13 protein-coding genes are annotated in these 14149 nt (G+C 73.5%); 7 read left to right on the plus strand and 6 right to left on the minus strand.

Features of this window, described 5'->3' with window-relative positions; genetic code table 11:
* Position 1: 1 nt before the first annotated feature.
* Positions 2-988, minus strand: a complete 987-nt coding sequence (locus tag KDN32_RS18235; RefSeq protein WP_211733662.1) for a Ppx/GppA family phosphatase — start codon at positions 986-988, stop codon at positions 2-4.
* Positions 989-1014: 26 nt separating this feature from the next.
* On the opposite strand from KDN32_RS18235, the gene KDN32_RS18240 reads away from it, so the two are divergent.
* From KDN32_RS18240 to KDN32_RS18250, 3 genes are all read left to right on the plus strand, one after another.
* Positions 1015-1791 (plus strand): DUF3109 family protein, encoded by a 777-nt coding sequence (locus KDN32_RS18240; RefSeq protein WP_211733663.1) that lies wholly within the window; start codon positions 1015-1017, stop codon positions 1789-1791.
* Between the two features lie 91 nt (positions 1792-1882).
* Positions 1883-2521 carry a VOC family protein gene (locus KDN32_RS18245; RefSeq protein ID WP_211733664.1) on the plus strand — a complete coding sequence of 213 codons (639 nt, stop codon included), beginning with the start codon at positions 1883-1885 and terminating at the stop codon, positions 2519-2521.
* Positions 2518-3201 carry a class I SAM-dependent methyltransferase gene (locus tag KDN32_RS18250; protein ID WP_249217257.1) on the plus strand — a complete coding sequence of 228 codons (684 nt, stop codon included), beginning with the start codon at positions 2518-2520 and terminating at the stop codon, positions 3199-3201. Before KDN32_RS18245 ends, KDN32_RS18250 begins: the two co-directional genes overlap by 4 nt.
* A 10-nt stretch (positions 3202-3211) precedes the next feature.
* On the opposite strand, the gene KDN32_RS18255 is transcribed toward KDN32_RS18250, so the two are convergent.
* From KDN32_RS18255 to KDN32_RS18265, 3 genes are all read right to left on the minus strand, one after another.
* Positions 3212-4450 carry a hypothetical protein gene (locus KDN32_RS18255; protein WP_211733665.1) on the minus strand — a complete coding sequence of 413 codons (1239 nt, stop codon included), beginning with the start codon at positions 4448-4450 and terminating at the stop codon, positions 3212-3214.
* The gene (locus tag KDN32_RS18260) at positions 4447-4959 is read right to left on the minus strand and encodes a SigE family RNA polymerase sigma factor (protein ID WP_211733666.1); all 513 of its coding nucleotides are present in this window, start codon (positions 4957-4959) and stop codon (positions 4447-4449) included. The genes KDN32_RS18255 and KDN32_RS18260 overlap by 4 nt, the downstream gene beginning before the upstream one ends.
* A gap of 68 nt (positions 4960-5027) precedes the next feature.
* A complete protein-coding gene (locus KDN32_RS18265) occupies positions 5028-6071 on the minus strand; it encodes a LacI family DNA-binding transcriptional regulator (protein ID WP_211733667.1) in 1044 nt (347 codons plus the stop codon).
* Positions 6072-6164: 93 nt separating this feature from the next.
* Here KDN32_RS18265 and KDN32_RS18270 point away from each other — a divergent pair, with 93 nt between their 5' ends.
* From KDN32_RS18270 to disA, 3 genes are all read left to right on the plus strand, one after another.
* On the plus strand, positions 6165-7094 hold the full coding sequence (locus tag KDN32_RS18270) for an ankyrin repeat domain-containing protein (protein WP_307854211.1): 930 nt from the start codon (positions 6165-6167) through the stop codon (positions 7092-7094).
* A gap of 54 nt (positions 7095-7148) precedes the next feature.
* Positions 7149-8543: a DNA repair protein RadA gene (radA, locus tag KDN32_RS18275; protein WP_211733668.1), complete on the plus strand. Its 1395-nt coding sequence runs from the start codon at positions 7149-7151 to the stop codon at positions 8541-8543.
* 73 nt (positions 8544-8616) lie between these two features.
* Positions 8617-9699: a DNA integrity scanning diadenylate cyclase DisA gene (gene disA, locus KDN32_RS18280; protein WP_211733669.1), complete on the plus strand. Its 1083-nt coding sequence runs from the start codon at positions 8617-8619 to the stop codon at positions 9697-9699.
* 97 nt (positions 9700-9796) lie between these two features.
* Here disA and KDN32_RS18285 read toward each other — a convergent pair whose 3' ends face one another.
* The gene (locus KDN32_RS18285; RefSeq protein WP_211733670.1) at positions 9797-10579 is read right to left on the minus strand and encodes a hypothetical protein; all 783 of its coding nucleotides are present in this window, start codon (positions 10577-10579) and stop codon (positions 9797-9799) included.
* A gap of 69 nt (positions 10580-10648) precedes the next feature.
* On the opposite strand from KDN32_RS18285, the gene KDN32_RS18290 reads away from it, so the two are divergent.
* A complete protein-coding gene (locus KDN32_RS18290; protein WP_211733671.1) occupies positions 10649-11530 on the plus strand; it encodes an iron-sulfur binding domain-containing protein in 882 nt (293 codons plus the stop codon).
* A 17-nt stretch (positions 11531-11547) separates the two neighbouring features.
* On the opposite strand, the gene KDN32_RS18295 is transcribed toward KDN32_RS18290, so the two are convergent.
* Entirely contained in the window at positions 11548-14142 is a 2595-nt protein-coding gene (locus KDN32_RS18295; RefSeq protein WP_211733672.1) for an ATP-dependent Clp protease ATP-binding subunit, read from the minus strand.
* Positions 14143-14149 lie beyond the last annotated feature (7 nt).

Below are 14149 nucleotides of genomic sequence, written 5' to 3' on the forward strand. Positions count from 1 at the left end.
CTCAGCCGCGTCCGGCGACGATCGAGATCTGGTCGAGCCGGGCGAGGATGACGCCCTCGCGCAGCGCCCACGGGCAGATCTCCAGCGCCGGCAGGTCGAAGATGTCCATGCACGCCTCGGCGACCAGCGCGCCCGGCACGATCTGGTGGGTGCGGCTCGGCGAGACGCCCGGCAGGTCGGCGAGCTCGTCGGGCGACATCTCCATCAGCTTGGGGATCCAGCCCGACAGCGTCTCCAGCTCGAGCACGCGCGGCACCAGGGGCCCCTCGCCGCTCGGCGCGGCGCCGCAGATCCGGGCCAGCGAGCGGAACGTCTTCGACGTCGCGGCGGCCGTGTCGGGCACGCCGGGGCGCAGCAGGTGGCCGGCGTCGCGGGCGATCTCGGCGCGCACCTGCTTGCGCAGCTCGCGCACCTCGTCCTCCGACGGGGTGCCGCCGCGACCGAACCCTGGGGTTGAGGAGGGCCCCCAGGGCCCGTCGCGAAACCACGCCTTCGCCATCCGGGCCGCGCCCAGCGGGAGCGACCAGGCGACGTCAGGGCCCTCGTCGGTGCCGCCGGCGATCTCCAGCGAGCCGCCGCCGATGTCGAAGACGGCGAGCCGCCCGGCCGACCACCCGAACCAGCGGCGTACGGCGAGGAAGGTCAGGCGCGCCTCGTCCTCGCCGGACAGCACCTCCAGCGAGACCCCGCTGTGCTCCTCGACGTGGGCGAGGACCGCGTCGGAGTTCACCGCGTCGCGCACCGCCGAGGTGGCGAACCCGAGCATCTCCTCGCAGCCCTTGTCCTCGGCGATGCGGGTGGCGGAGGCGCAGAAGTCGGTGAGCGCGGCGACACCGGCCGGCGTGACGGCGCCGTCCTCGTCGAGGTGCTCGGCCAGGCGCAGCGGCTGCTTGTGCGACGACGCGGGGAGGGGGGCGGCGCCACCGTGCGCGTCCACCACCAGCAGGTGGCCGGTGTTGGATCCGATGTCGAGGACGCCCAGGCGCATGACCCCCAAACTACTAGGCTCGTGGGGTGCCCGAAGTGGACCTCGTCTTTCCCCGTGCCTTCGTCGAGTTCGCCGACCCCGCCGACGAGTCCCAGGTGTTCCGCTGCGACCTCACCTGGCTGACGTCGGCCTACACCTGCATCTTCGGCGGTGGCTGCCAGGGGATCTACGCCGACGCGTCCGACGTCGGCTGCTGCACCCTCGGCGCCCACTTCGCCGACAAGGACGACGAGAAGCGGGTCGCGGGCTTCGTCGCCCAGCTCACCCCCGACGACTGGCAGCTCCACCCCGGCCGCACGGTCAAGCGGGCCGACTGGGTCGAGACCGACGAGGACGGCGAGCGCAAGACGCTGGCGGTCGTGGTCGACGACCAGCAGGCGTGCGTGTTCCACAACCGCACCGACTTCGCCCCTGCCGGTGGCGGCGGCGGTGCCGGCTGCGCGCTGCACGGCCTCGCGCTGCGGCAGGGCCGCAACCCGCTCGAGACCAAGCCCGACGTGTGCTGGCAGCTGCCGATCCGCCGGCAGTACCGCGAGGTCGAGCGCCAGGACGGCACGGCCTACACCGAGGTCTCGATCGGCGAGTACGACCGCCGCGGCTGGGGCCCCGGCGGCCACGACCTCGACTGGTACTGCTCGGGCAACACCGAGGCGCACGTCGCGCCGGAGCCGGTCTACGTCACCCACGAGGCCGAGCTGGTCGAGCTGATGGGCGCGCCGGCGTACGCCGAGCTGGTGCGGCATGCGGACGCCCACGTCCGGTCCCGCTCCGCGCTCGCGCTGCACCCGGCCGACCCGCGCTGACCGCGGATTCCGCGGCCACGGATTTTGCTCGACGTCAAGAGAACCGGACCCCGGTGTCAAGCCCGCCATGCCGTCGACACAGAATCTGGTCATGCGCCTGGACCACGTCAGCTTCGCCGCCGGACCTGATGGACTTGCCAGCACCGCCCAGCGCATCGGGGGGCTGCTCGGCACGGAGTTCGTCGACGGTGGGGTTCACCCCCGATTCGGCACCCGCAACATGATCCTGCCCCTCGCCGGCGGGACCTACATGGAGATCGTCGAGGTGCTGGACCACCCGGCCAGCGACAAGGCTCCCTTCGGCCAGGCCGTGCGCGCGCGCTCGGTGCTCGGCGGCGGCTGGATGGGCTGGGTCGTCGCGGTCGACGACCTCACCCCGGTCGAGTCGCGTCTCGGCCGCGAGGCGGTCAAGGGCAACCGGCACCGCCCCGACGGCACCGAGCTGCTGTGGAAGCAGATCGGCGTCAACGGCCTGCTCTCCGACCCGCAGCTCCCGTTCTTCATCCACTGGGACTCCTCCTCCGAGATGCACCCGAGCAACGGCGCCACCGGCGACTTCTCGCTGGCCTGCCTCGAGATCGCCGGCGACCCGCAGCGGGTCAGCGAGTGGCTCGGCGAGACCGTCGAGGCGCCGCTGGAGGACGTGAAGGTCGAGTGGGTCGCCCCCAACGGCACCCCCGGCATCGTCGCGGTGCAGATCCAGACCCCGAACGGGCTCGTGCGCATTTGAGGGCTCGCCCCTCCCCCAACATCTGGAACACCCCGGAGCTCTACGAGCTGGAGAACCGGGCGGCCGACCCGCACGGTCGGATCCTCGCCGCCATGCGCGAGATCGGCGACTGGTCCGGGCGCACCGTGCTGGACGTCGGCTGCGGCAGCGGGTTCCACCTGCCCACCTGGGCGCAGGCCGCGCAGCGCGTGGTGGGCGTGGAGCCGCACCCGCCGCTGGCCGCGCTCGCCCGACGACGTACGCGCCGGCTCGCGCACGTCGAGGTCCTCGACGGCCTGGCCCAGGCCCTGCCGCTGCCGGACGCGTCGGTCGACGTCGTCCACGCCCGCTGGGCCTACTTCTTCGGTCCCGGCTCAGAGCCGGGCCTCGCCGAGCTCGACCGGGTCGTGCGCCACGGCGGCACCGCCTTCGTGATCGACAACGACCCGACCCGCTCGACGTTCGGCGGGTGGTTCCGGCGCGGCTTCCCGGAGGTCGACCCGGTCGCGGTGGAGCGCTTCTGGTCGGTACGCGGCTGGCGCCGCCGCCCGATCGACATGGGCTGGTCGTTCGCGACCCGCGAGGACCTCGAGGCCGTGGTGCGGATCGAGCTGCCGCCCGAGGCCGCCGAGGAGGCGCTCGCCTCCCACACCGGCACCACCGTCGACTACGCCGTCAACCTGTGGTGGCGGCACTACTAGCCGGTGCCGGCTAGCCGGTGGTGAACCGCACCGCCGTGTCACCGGCCCAGGTCTGGGTGACGTGGACGTCGTGCGCGACGCCGGCCCGCTCGCACTCCCCGGTCGGCACGGAGCAGCGCACCGCCTGGACTGACTCGTCGCGGTCGCCCGCGAGCACCTCGTCGGTGCCCCACGACCCGCTGACCGGCAGCAGGAAGGTGTCGTCGTCCTCCCACGACACCGCACCCATCCAGTGCTCGCCCCAGGACGCCACCACGGCGGGCGGCAGGTCGACCTCGGCCCACGCGCCGGCCCGGACGTCCCACACCCGGGGCAGGTCGACGGTGAGCAGGTGGGTGCCACCGGGCGAGATCGACAGCGACTGCCGCACGAGCTCGCCCATGCAGCTGTCACCGTCCGGCTCCCACGCGCCCGACGCGAGGACGTAGGTGCGCAGGCAGGTGTCGTCCGACCCCGAGTCGGCGTACTCGATCGCGAGCGGGCCTCCTCGCGCGACCGCGCTGCCCGCCGGCGGGCTGACGTCGATGCTCGACCCGTCAGCGCGCAGCAGCCACGGCGTGCCCGTGCCGGCGCCGTCGAACGGAGCTGCCTCGTAGAGCAGTCCCTCGTCGCTGAAGCCGAGCACCCGGGCCAGCGGGTAGCCACGCTCCGCCGAGGACCGTGGGGTGTGCGGCAGCCGGGTCGCCGTCATCGTGGCCAGGTCGACCAGCCAGGGACCGGTCGCCACGCGCCGACCGTCGGGCGAGACCGCGAGGTACGCGTCGCCCAGCCCGTCGTCCCAGGTCTCGCGAGGGAACGTGCGCACGTTCCCGTCGGGTCCGAGCAGGCCGACCGCCAGGTCGGCCTCGCTGCTCCCGAGCAGGACCACCCAGCCGCCGTCGGCCGGCCGTGGGGCGATGGACCGGTTCACCTCCGGCGGCACCGGGGTGACGTCGCCGTCGGCCCACAGGCCACCCTCCGCGAAGAACGGCAGCCCCGGCTCCGCGCCCTGCGGGAGGGACCGGGCCCAGCGCAGCCCGGCGGAGTCCTGGCCGGGGCCGGCCGGGGCGACGTCGGCGGACGGCCCCAGCACCGGCACCAGCGCGGACACGCCGACCGCCACCGCCGCGACGACGGCGGCGAGCGCGGCCCCGCGACGGGCCCGGCGGCGCCGCCCGCCGGTCAACGCGGCCTGTGCGAGGCCGGCGGGCACGGCCGTGTCGCGCACGGCGGTGGTGAGGTGGTCGTGGAGCTGGGTCTCGAGCGTCATCGCTGCACTCCTGACAGGTCGGCGTGGTCGGAGCCGGACAGCTCCCGGAGCGCGGCGAGCGCCCGGGAGGCGTGGGACTTCACCGAGCCGGGGCTGCACCCCAGCGCGTCGGCGATCTGGGCCTCGGAGAGGTCGTCGTAGTAGCGCAGGACCATGACCGCGCGCTGGCGCGGGGTGAGGGCGGCGAGCAGGGTGAACACCTGGTCGCGGTCCTCCGGTCCGGCCTCGTGCACCGGCACGTCCGGGACCTGGTCGGTCACCACCTCGCCGCGGCGGGTGCGCTGGCGCGTCCGGTCGATGGCGGCCCGCGTCATGATCGTGCGGACGTAGGCCTCCTGCGCGTGCGTACGCCGGATCCGTGGCCACGCGACGTACGCCTTCTCGAGCGCGGTCTGCAGCAGGTCCTCCGCCGCGTGCTGGTCGCCTGCCGTCAGCAACCGCGCGCTGCGCAGCAACGCCGCGGCGCGGGCGTCCACGAAGGCGACGAAGTCGTCGTCACGTCGGGCCACGAGATCTCCTCCGGTCGGGTCCTGTGCCCGTGATGACGACGGGCGGCCCGGTCCGGTTGACCAGCCGGCTAGCTGGACTCGCGGATCGCGAGCGTCGGCTCGAGCAGCACGCCACGCTGGGCGACCGGCTGGTGCGACAGCAGCGACCGCAGCGCCTTCACGATCTCGACCGCGACGTCCTCGAGCGGCTGTCGCACCGACGTGAGGCCGACGGGGAAGACCTGGGCGACCTGGGAGTCGTCGAAGCCGACCACGGCGACGTCGGTGCCGGGGGCGAGCTGTCGGATCCAGAGCGTGTGGAGCACGCCCATCGCGAGGGTGTCGGAGGCGCAGACGAACGCGGTGGGCAGCGACTCGTCGAGCAGCACCGCGGCGGCTTCAGCGCCGCTGTGCACCACGTCCTCGACGCGGGAGGCGAGCCCGGTGGTGGGCAGGCCGTTGGCGTGCATGGTCCTCAGCCAGCCCGCGCGCCGGTCCTCGCCGATCGGCGAGTCCTTGCGCCAGCCGATCCACGCGATGCGGGTGTGGCCGCGGTCGATGAGGTGCTGGGTGGCGAGGGCGGTGCCGGCCGCGCCGTCGACGTCGACCCACACGTGGCGCGCGGACTCGTCGTCCCACGGCCGGCCGAAGGCCACGAACGGCGCGCGCTGCTGGCTGAGCCAGGCGGCCTGAGGGTTGCCGAGGTAGGTGTCGGTGACCACGAACGCGTCGACCGCCGTGGAGCGCAGCAGGTTGTCGTAGCCGCCGATCGGGTCCTCGTCGTCGCCGGGGAACAGCAGGACGTGGTAGCCGACCTCCTCGCTGGCCTCGACCAGGGAGTGGACGAAACGGTCCATCGCGGCGTTGGCCGTGCCCTCCTGCGCGGGCGCGAAGCGCAGCCCGATCAGCGAGGAGGTGCGGGTGCGGAGGTTGCGGGCGGCCCGGTTCGGCGAGTAGCCGAGCTCGGCGATCGTCTGCCGGACCCGCTCGAGGGTGTCGGGGCGCAGCAGGTCGGGGTTGTTGACCGCGTTGGACACCGTCTGCCTCGACACGCCTGCGCGCTCGGCGACGTCGGCGAGGGTCGGCGGGGTGACCGGCAGGTTGTTGCCGAGGCGCTGGTCGCTGCGGCCCATGGCACGCTCCCCCCTTGATCGATCCAACTCGAGGTGAGCATAAGCCTTCGCCGCCCCCGGGGCCGACCCCGCGACGGGTGGCAGGATCGGGGCGTGTCCCGACCGATCGCCCGCCGACGTGCGTACGTCCTCGCCGCGGGCTCGCTCGTGGTGCTGGCAGCGTGCTCCGCGCGACCGTCCACGCCGACGACCTCCCCCACCGACCCGACGGAGTCCACCGCCGTGCCCGAGCCCACCGCCTCGCCCACCCCCCCGACCCCGCTCCACGGCGCGGTCGCGACGACGGGGCCCGACCTCACCGAGGTGCGGGTGCTCCTCGCCCGCGGCGCCGACGTGACCGCGACCGACGCGGCAGGCGCGACGCCACTCGACGTGGCGCGCGTGCGCGACCGGGACGACCTCGCGCGCCTGCTCGCGCGTGCCGAGCGACCGGTCCCCCGTCCGGCGCAGGCACTGCTGGCTGCCGCGTCGGCGGGGGACGCGGACGCGGCAGCGCTGGCCCTGCGCGCCGGCGCGGACCTCGAGGGGCGCGACGAGCGGCGGCGTACGCCCCTCCTGCTCGCGGTGATCGACGACCGCCTCGAGGTGGCCGCGCTGCTCGCGCGACTCGGCGCGGACCCGGACGCGGTCGACGTCCAGAGCGACACCCCGTGGCTGGTGACCGGCGTGACCGGGTCGGTGGCGATGGGCCAGATCCTGCTGCCGCTCGACCCCGACGTCACGCTGCGCAACCGCTACGGCGGCGTCTCGATCATCCCCGCCTCCGAGCGCGGCCACGTCGCCTACGTGCGGTGGGCGCTGCAGCACACGCGCATCGACGTCGACCACGTCAACGACCTCGGCTGGACCGCGCTCCTGGAGGCGGTGGTCCTCGGCGAGGGGACCGAGCGCTGGCAGCGGGTCGTGGACGTGCTGCTGTCCAACGGCGCGGACCGCTCGATCCCCGACCGCGACGGCGTCACCGCGCTCCAGCACGCCCGTGCCCGCGGCTTCGACGAGATCGCGGCGCTGCTCGAGGACTGAGCGCACGGCCGGGCGTCCCGCGGGGTGTCGGTGGCCTCGCCTAGCGTGGGGACCATGTCGACGAAGGCCAAGGCCCGCCCCTCCTACCGCTGCTCCGAGTGCGGCTGGGAGACCGCGAAGTGGGTCGGGCGCTGCGGCGAGTGCCAGGCGTGGGGCTCGGTCGCCGAGGCGGGTGCCCCCACGCTGCGGGCCAGCGCGGGACCGGTCACCAGCCCCGCCGTGCCGATCGGCCAGGTCCCGGTCAGCGAGTCGGTCGCCCGCACGAGCGGCGTCCCCGAGCTCGACCGCGTGCTGGGTGGTGGGCTGGTGCCGGGCGCGGCGATCCTGCTCGCGGGCGAGCCCGGGGTCGGCAAGAGCACCCTGCTGCTCGAGGTCGCGGCGCAGACCGCGCGGGTGCGCCAGCGCACCCTCTACGTCACCGGCGAGGAGTCGGCCGCCCAGGTCCGGCTGCGGGCCGACCGCACCGGCGGCGTGCACGACGAGCTGTTCCTCGCCGCGGAGACCGACCTCGGCGCCGTGCTCACCCACATCGAGCAGGTGCGGCCCACGCTCCTCGTGGTCGACTCGATCCAGACCATCGGCGCCTCCGGGATCGACGGCGTGCCCGGCGGGGTCACCCAGGTCAAGGAGGTCGCGGCCGCGCTGATCCGCGTCGCCAAGACCCGCAACATCACCACCGTGATCGTCGGCCACGTCACCAAGGACGGCTCGATCGCGGGGCCCCGGGTGCTCGAGCACCTCGTCGACGTCGTGCTCCACTTCGAGGGCGACCGCAACTCGCGCTTCCGGATGGTGCGGGCGATGAAGAACCGCTACGGCCCGGTCGACGAGGTCGGCTGCTTCGACCTGTCGTCCGAGGGCATCGCGGCCGTCGCCGATCCCACCGGCCTGTTCGTCGAGCACCACACCCAGGACGTCTCCGGCACCTGCGTCGCGGTCACCATGGAGGGACGCCGCCCGCTGCTCGCGGAGGTGCAGGCGCTGCTCACCCCCTCGCCGCTCGAGCGTCCCCGCCGCACCGTCTCGGGCGTGGAGTCCTCGCGCGTCGACATCGCGCTCGCGGTGCTCCAGCGCCACGCGGGGCTGCGGATCGCCGGGAGCGACACGTTCGTCGCCACCGTGGGCGGCGCCAAGCTCCACGACCCGGCGGCCGACCTCGCGATCGCCGTCGCCGTCGCGAGCTCCCACCTCGGCGTCCCGCCGCCGCGCGGCGCTGTGGCGATCGGTGAGATCGGGCTCGCCGGCGAGCTGCGCCGCGTGCGCGACCTGCCCCAGCGGCTCGCCGAGGCCGCCCGCCTCGGCTTCAAGGTGGCGGTCGTCCCGCGCGGCCGGGCGCTGCCCAGCGAGCGCGGCATCCCCACCCGACGGATGGTCGACGGCCTGCGCGTGGTCGAGGTCGACGACATCGTGGGCGCCCTGCTCACCCTCGACCTGACGCCTCCGCTCTGAGATCGGGCGCCCGCGCCCCTACACTTCAACCCGATGGCGCGGGGGCGCCCAGACACGGCAGGTGGAGGAACCGGTGGCAGAGCGCATCGACGAGCAGCTTCGCCTGCGCGCGACCCTGGCCTCGATCGCCCCGGGCACGCCGCTGCGCGACGGCCTCGAGCGCATCCTGCGCGGCCGTACGGGCGCCCTGATCGTGCTGGGCCAGGACAAGGTCGTCGAGTCGATCTCGACCGGCGGGTTCACCCTCGACGTCCCGTTCACCGCCACCGGTCTGCGCGAGCTCGCCAAGATGGACGGCGCGATCGTCGTCGACAAGGACATCACCCGCATCCACCGCGCCGCCGTCCACCTGATGCCGGACCACACGATCCCCTCCGAGGAGACCGGCACCCGCCACCGTACCGCCGAGCGGGTCGCCAAGCAGACCGGCCACCCGGTCATCTCGGTCTCGCAGTCGATGCAGATCATCGCGGCCTACGTCGGCGAGATCCGCCACGTCCTGGAGGACTCCGGCAAGATCCTCTCGCGCGCCAACCAGGCCCTCGCCACGCTCGAGCGCTACAAGCTGCGCCTCGACGAGGTGTCCGCGACCCTCTCCGCGCTCGAGATCGAGGACCTCGTCACCGTCCGCGACGTCGCCGTGGTCGCCCAGCGCCTCGAGATGGTGATCCGGATCGCCCGCGAGATCGAGGACTACGTACTGGAGCTCGGGACCGACGGCCGCCTGCTGTCGCTCCAGCTCGAGGAGCTGGTCACGGGCGTCGACGCCGAGCGCGAGCTGGTCGTGCGCGACTACCTGCCCGGCAGCCGACGGCGCAGCGCCACCCCGGAGGCGCACCTCGCGGAGCTGGAGGCCCTCTCCTCCACCGAGCTGGTCGACCCGGCCTCCGTCGCCCGCGCCATCGGCCTCGGCGGCGCCGAGCACCTCGACGGCGCGGTCGCCCCGCGCGGCTACCGCCTGCTCGCCAAGGTGCCGCGCCTGCCCGCCGCGGTCGTCGACCGGCTGGTCGAGCACTTCGGCGGCCTCCAGCAGCTGCTCTCCGCAGGCGTCGACGACCTGCAGGCCGTCGACGGGGTCGGCGAGCTGCGCGCCCGCAGCGTCCGCGAGGGCCTCTCCCGCCTCGCCGAGTCGAGCATCACCGAGCGCTACATCTGAGCAGCCCGCCCGCCAGCGGTGCGCCACCCACATTCCGAGCGCCAGGAATGTGGCTCAGCCACCGCTCGTACGGCGGCGGGCTGGGCAGACGGCGGGCTCAGCCGGCCGAGTTGCCCGCGCCGTCCTCGCCGGGGGTGTGCGAGCGGTCCTTCTGCTTGCCGGGCTTCTTGCCGCCCTGCTCCGGCTGGGCGGTCTCGGTGACCACGCCCGGCTGCGGGGCGACCAGCTCGAACTGCACGTCGGTGCCGTCGCCGCCCAGGGCGGCCGTCTCGACGTGGTAGAAGCCGGGCAGCGCCCAGTCGGTCCGGTTGGAGCAGGTGTCGTCGGAGCGCTTCGCGCCCTTCCAGGTCACCACGACCGGGGTGTCGACGGCCTGGCGGACCACGACGTCCTGCGGGGCGATCGAAGCGGGGCACTGGCGCGTGCTCCAGATGAAGTCGTTGCCCGAGGTGATGGTCACCGTCAGCGTCTGCGGCGAGACCTGCCAGGTGCAGGCGGCGCTCTCGACGGTGCGGAGGTTGATCGTGATCGGGACGTCCGCGCCACCGGTGGCGGAGACGAGGGTCGGCGTCGCGACGATGTCGGCGTCGGCGCACGGGCCCTCGGGCTCGGCCAGCACCGGCTCCGGAGGCGTGGTCTCCTGCCCGTTCTTCCCGGTCGGGACCTGCGCGGTCGGTCCGGCGGTGGGACCGGTCGGCGCCTGCACCTCGGCTCCGGCCTGCGTGGCCGTGCCGGACGAGCCGTCCGAGGCGTCGGACGAGCCGGTGAGCACGCGGGCCAGGACGACGACGAGCAGCAGCGGCACGGCGAGCACGACCAGGCGGCGACGCCAGTAGACGCGCGAGGGGAGCGGTCCCCGGGCTCGCACGGTCCTCGCCATGGGGTCAGGGTAGGGAGCCGGCGGCCCGTCCCGGTGGAGGCGCACCGGCCTCACCTACGATCACCGTCGATGGATGCCCCCGCGACCGCCGCCCTGCACGACGCCGTGCTCACCTGGTACGACGACCACGCGCGCGAGCTGCCCTGGCGCGGCGCCGGCGCCGGCCCGTGGTCGGTGATGGTCAGCGAGTTCATGCTGCAGCAGACGCCGGTCGCGCGGGTGCTGCCGGTCCACGAGGCGTGGCTGGAGCGCTGGCCCACGCCCGCGGACCTCGCCGACGACAGCATCGGCGAGGCCGTGCGGATGTGGGGACGACTGGGCTACCCGCGCCGGGCCCTGCGCCTGCACGCAGCCGCCAACGCGATCGTCGAGCGGCACGGCGGCGAGGTCCCCGCGTCGTACGACGACCTGCTCGCGCTGCCGGGCGTCGGCGACTACACCGCGTCCGCCATCGCCAGCTTCGCCTTCGGGCAGCGGCACGTCGTCCTCGACACCAACGTGCGCCGGGTGCTGGTCCGCGCCGTCACCGGCGAGGAGTTCCCGGCGCCAGCCGTCACCCGCACGGAGCGGGACGTCGCGACCTCGCTGCTGCCCGACGACGAGGCGACCGCCGCGACGTGGGCGGTCGCGACGATGGAGCTCGGCGCCCTGGTGTGCACCGCCCGCCAGCCCTCCTGCGGTGCCTGCCCGGTGGCCGACCTCTGCGCGTGGCGCGGCGCCGGCTTCCCGGCGTACGACGGACCGCCGCGCCGCGGCCAGGCCTGGGCCGGGACCGACCGGCAGTGCCGCGGCCGGATCATGGCGCTGGCGCGCGAGGCCGACTCGGTCGGTGCCGCCCAGGTCGAGGCCGCGTGGCCCCAGGCCGAGCAGCGCGAGCGCTGCCTCGCGGGCCTGGTCGCCGACGGCCTCCTGACGCAGATCATCCCGGGGCGCTGGGCGCTCCCGGGGTGACCTGGTGACTCAGTCGGTCAGGACGGGTCGCGGGGCACGTCGACCGGCCCCTCGGAGTCGTCCGGACCCTCGAGGTTGCCCTCGTCGTCGCGCTGCGGCTCGACCGCGAGGTCGGCCGTCTCGAACGGCGGCATGTCGGGCACGGCCGAGTTCTTCTGACCCTTGAACGTGAACTTCGCGTCCACGCCCTCGCCCTCGACGTCGACCAGGACGATCTGGCCCGGGCCGACCTCGCCGAAGAGCATCTTCTCGGCGAGCACGTCCTCGATCTCGCGCTGCACCGTGCGGCGCAGCGGACGGGCACCGAGGACCGGGTCGAAGCCGCGCTCGGCCAGCAGGTCCTTCGCCGGCTGGGTGAGCTCCAGCGACATGTCGCGGTCCTTGAGCCGGAGCTCGACGGCGGCGACCATGTTGTCGACCATCGCGATGATCTGCTCGCGCGACAGCGGCGGGAAGACCACGATCTCGTCGACACGGTTGAGGAACTCGGGGCGGAAGTGCTGCTTGAGCTCCTCCGACACCTTGGTCTTCATCCGCTCGTAGGAGCCGGCAGCGTCGCCGGTCTGCGCGAAGCCGAGGTTGACGGACTTGGAGATGTCACGCGTGCCGAGGTTGGTGGTCATGATGATGACGGTGTTCTTGAAGTCGACCACCCGGCCCTGCGAGTCGGTCAGGCGACCTTCCTCGAGGATCTGCAGCAGGCTGTTGAAGATGTCCGGGTGCGCCTTCTCGACCTCGTCGAAGAGCACGACCGAGAACGGCTTGCGCCGCACCTTCTCGGTGAGCTGGCCGCCCTCCTCGTAGCCCACGTAGCCAGGGGGCGAGCCGAACAGCCGCGACACGGTGTGCTTCTCGGAGAACTCGCTCATGTCGAGCTGGATGAGCGCGTCCTCGTCGCCGAAGAGGAACTCCGCGAGCGTCTTGGACAGCCACGTCTTTCCGACGCCGGACGGGCCAGCGAAGATGAACGAGCCACCGGGGCGCTTCGGGTCCTTGAGCCCGGCGCGCGTACGCCGGATGGCGCGGGAGAGCGCCTTGACGGCCTCCTCCTGGCCGATGACGCGCTTGTGGAGCTCGTCCTCCATCTTGAGCAGCCGGGTCGACTCCTCCTCGGAGAGCTTGACGATCGGGATGCCCGTGGCGACGGCCAGGACCTCGGCGATCAGCTCCTCGTCGACCTCGGCGATCTCGTCGAGGTCACCGGCTCGCCACTGCTTCTCGCGCTCGGCGCGCTTGGCGGCGAGCTGCTTCTCCTCGTCGCGCAGGCGGGCCGCGGCCTCGAAGTCCTGCCCGTCGATCGCGGCCTCCTTGCGCTGGCGCACGTCGCCGATCTTCTCGTCGTACTCGCGCAGGTCCGGCGGCGCGGTCATCCGGCGGATCCGCAGTCGCGAACCGGCCTCGTCGATCAGGTCGATGGCCTTGTCCGGCAGGAACCGGTCGGAGATGTAGCGGTCGGCGAGCGTCGCGGCCGAGACCAGCGCCTCGTCGGTGATGGTGACGCGGTGGTGGGCCTCGTAGCGGTCGCGCAGGCCCTTGAGCATCTCGATGGTGTGCGCGATCGAGGGCTCCTGCACCTGGATCGGCTGGAAGCGGCGCTCGAGCGCGGCGTCCTTCTCGAGGTACTTGCGGTACTCGTCGAGGGTGGTGGCGCCGATGGTCTGCAGCTCGCCGCGGGCCAGCATCGGCTTGAGGATGCTGGCGGCGTCGATCGCGCCCTCGGCTGCGCCGGCGCCGACGAGGGTGTGGATCTCGTCGATGAACAGCACGATGTCACCGCGGGTGCGGATCTCCTTCAGCACCTTCTTCAGGCGCTCCTCGAAGTCACCGCGGTAGCGGGAGCCGGCGACCAGGGCGCCGAGGTCGAGGGTGTAGATCTGCTTGTCCTTGAGCGTCTCGGGCACGTTGCCCTTGACGATGTCCTGCGCGAGGCCGGCCACGATCGTGGTCTTGCCGACGCCGGGCTCACCGATCAGCACCGGGTTGTTCTTCGTGCGGCGCGACAGGATCTGCATCACGCGCTCGATCTCCTGCTCGCGCCCGATGACCGGGTCGAGCTTGCCCTCGCGGGCGGCCTGCGTGAGGTTCTGGCCGAACTGGTCGAGGACCAGCGAGCTCGAGGGGGCCTCGCCGCCGGAGCCGGAGGTCTGGGCGCCGGCCGTGGCCGACTCCTTGCCCTGGAAGCCGCTGAGCAGCTGGATGACCTGCTGGCGGACCCGGTTGAGGTCGGCGCCGAGCTTCTGCAGCACCTGCGCCGCGACACCCTCGCCCTCGCGGATCAGGCCCAGCAGGATGTGCTCGGTCCCGATGTAGGAGTGCCCGAGCTGGAGCGCCTCGCGCAGCGAGAGCTCGAGCACCTTCTTGGCGCGCGGCGTGAACGGGATGTGGCCGGACGGGGCCTGCTGGCCCTGGCCGATGATCTCCTCGACCTGGGCGCGCACGGCCTCCAGGGAGATGTCGAGGGACTCGAGGGCCTTGGCTGCGACGCCCTCGCCCTCGTGGATGAGGCCGAGCAGGATGTGCTCGGTCCCGATGTAGTTGTGGGAGAGCATGCGGGCCTCTTCCTGGGCCAGCACGACAACTCGCCGGGCTCGGTCGGTGAACCGCTCGAACATGTGCGCT

Source organism: Nocardioides palaemonis, from assembly GCF_018275325.1.
Taxonomy (GTDB): Bacteria; Actinomycetota; Actinomycetes; order Propionibacteriales; family Nocardioidaceae; genus Nocardioides; species Nocardioides palaemonis.

Bases quoted from the DNA above. Each gene is read 5' to 3' on its own strand.
- KDN32_RS18235 (WP_211733662.1), bottom strand. From the start codon at position 988: ATGCGCCTGGGCGTCCTCGACATCGGATCCAACACCGGCCACCTGCTG.
- KDN32_RS18245 (WP_211733664.1), top strand. From the start codon at position 1,883: ATGCGCCTGGACCACGTCAGCTTCGCCGCCGGACCTGATGGACTTGCC.
- KDN32_RS18255 (WP_211733665.1), bottom strand. From the start codon at position 4,450: ATGACGCTCGAGACCCAGCTCCACGACCACCTCACCACCGCCGTGCGC.
- KDN32_RS18265 (WP_211733667.1), bottom strand. From the start codon at position 6,071: ATGGGCCGCAGCGACCAGCGCCTCGGCAACAACCTGCCGGTCACCCCG.
- radA (WP_211733668.1), top strand. From the start codon at position 7,149: ATGTCGACGAAGGCCAAGGCCCGCCCCTCCTACCGCTGCTCCGAGTGC.
- KDN32_RS18285 (WP_211733670.1), bottom strand. From the start codon at position 10,579: ATGGCGAGGACCGTGCGAGCCCGGGGACCGCTCCCCTCGCGCGTCTAC.
- KDN32_RS18290 (WP_211733671.1), top strand. From the start codon at position 10,649: ATGGATGCCCCCGCGACCGCCGCCCTGCACGACGCCGTGCTCACCTGG.
- KDN32_RS18295 (WP_211733672.1), bottom strand. From the start codon at position 14,142: ATGTTCGAGCGGTTCACCGACCGAGCCCGGCGAGTTGTCGTGCTGGCC.